Genomic DNA, 1,330 nt, shown 5'->3' on the forward strand with positions numbered 1-1,330 from the left:
CAGAATGGCTTGGCAATAGCGAACTTGCAAAGAAACATCCGCTTCATCTGCTAAGTCCGCACCCAAAATATCGCATCCACTCTCAGCTCGATAACTCTTTTGTAAGAAAAGCATATAAAGTAGGAAATAGAGAGCCAGTGCTTATAAACGATGAAGATGCTAAGAAATTTGGCATAAAAGACGGTGATACGGTTGAAGTCTATAATGACAGGGGTAGAATCCTGGCAGGAGCCGTAGTAAGCAAAGACATTATGAAGGGCGTCGTGTCGATAAGCGAAGGCGCTTGGTATGATCCTGAAAATTTAACAGATGAAAATCCAAGATGTAATGCTGGACACGTAAATATATTAACCAGCTCAAGACCTACTTCGACTATGGCCCAAGCGACTTCTATAAATACTTGCTTGGTGGCTATCAAAAAAGTTGATGCCAAGGCTTATGCCGGCATTAAAACACCGATAATAAAAGGAGCATAAATGAGAAAAATTCTATTTTTAGCGGCAGTATTGGCAAATTTTGTTTTTGCAAAAGATATGTTTATCTTTGATATCAAGGCCGATTTGCTTGATCCTAAAACCAAAGAGGTCGTAGGCGAAATTTACGAAGGTACGCCCGTAAAATTTATAAAGCAAGAGGGTGATTTATCGCTTATCGAAGTTAGCGGAGAGGTTACGGATAACAAAAATATCTTAGCCTACAAAAAAGATCCGTTGATAACCTTTTTGATGCTTAAAAATCAAGAGGCAAAACCAAAGGCGCAGTACCTAATAGACAGCAAAAAATTAAATGAAAATAGCTACGCCTCATGGGAAGAGGCCGAGCTTGTTTATTATGATACTTGCAGCTCATGTCACGCGGCTCATAAACCAAAAGAGCATTTGATGAACGAATGGGATGCATATTTAACCGCTATGCAGACATTTGCCAAAATAAACGATGAAGAAAAAGCCAGAATCCTACGCTTTATGCAAGCCTTTGCAAAAGACGGAATCGCAAAAGAAGAAGATTAAAATTTTAGGCCAAATTTAGAAAAAATCTAAATTTGGCTTCTTATGAGATTGCAATAGCTACTAGTTTTGATAAAATAACAAAAAGTCAAAAAATATTATTCTGATAAATTATTTTGTATTATAAACTGCGCTTTGTTATCATTCGCTCTTTTATAATTTTTAGCATTTTATCTAGTCGTTTCAAAAACGCTTTGCAAAATTTAGCATCCTAATCGTAGGCGCCGAGCGGATGAGGCTCGCGTCGCTTCATCAGCTGCGAGGGCGCGTCGGTCGCAAGGGGCAGGCGGGGCGCTGCTACCTCTACACCAAGCTCAAATCCC

Annotated in this window: 2 protein-coding genes and 1 pseudogene; all 3 read left to right on the forward strand. The window is 39.2% G+C overall.

All coding sequences use genetic code 11. The features are described from left to right. On the forward strand, window positions 1-476 hold a 476-nt coding region (locus Q0236_RS00065; protein ID WP_297913515.1), incomplete at its 5' end, for a molybdopterin dinucleotide binding domain-containing protein. Next, entirely contained in the window at window positions 477-1,010 is a 534-nt protein-coding gene (locus Q0236_RS00070; RefSeq protein ID WP_018137153.1) for a hypothetical protein, read from the forward strand. 202 nt (window positions 1,011-1,212) lie between these two features. Next, window positions 1,213-1,330, forward strand: a pseudogene (locus Q0236_RS00075) (hypothetical protein); the annotation flags it as partial.

The organism is uncultured Campylobacter sp. (genome assembly GCF_938031315.1).
GTDB lineage: Bacteria > Campylobacterota > Campylobacteria > Campylobacterales > Campylobacteraceae > Campylobacter_B.